This is a genomic window from Massilia sp. 05N420, from assembly GCF_056397205.1.
Genome location: NZ_JBFTMX010000161.1, coordinates 1 through 474 on the forward strand (window position 1 = coordinate 1; position 474 = coordinate 474).

The 474-nt window shown below is 63.9% G+C and carries 1 protein-coding gene; it reads left to right on the plus strand.

Translation table 11 applies throughout. From position 1 onward, the window contains the following. On the plus strand, nt 1–474 hold a 474-nt coding region (locus tag AC1DIX_RS27780), incomplete at both ends, for a GNAT family N-acetyltransferase (protein WP_477328567.1).

The window sequence follows — 474 nt, forward strand, 5'->3', positions numbered from 1 at the left end:
ATCTGCTTCATCGGCAGCCGGGATAGCAACGCGGCCTCTCACAGCCCGGGCTTCACGCTGCATTGCTATTGCCTGCGCTGGGCAATCGAGAATGGCTACCGGAACTACGATTTCGGTACCGGAGATTTTGCCTACAAGTTCACTTTCGGCGGCGAACAGCAGCTGGTGGAGCGTCGCAGGGTGATGACGGTCTCCGAGCGCAATATCGGCGATCGTCTCGACCCGCGCTCGCTGGACGCGGCCTGTCACCGCGCCGCGCAGATGGCGGCGAAAGGCGATATCGAAAATGCCGATCTCTGCTGCCGCCAGATCCTCGCCACCGATCCTTCTCATTCCCAGACGCTGGCGCTGGCTGAAAGCCTCGAAGCGGCACGGCGCCGGCCGGCTGCGGATATCGAGTTGGAGGCGCTGATGCGCACCGCGATCGCAGATCACCGTCAGGGCTCCCTGGCGCGCGCCGAATCCGGCTATCGC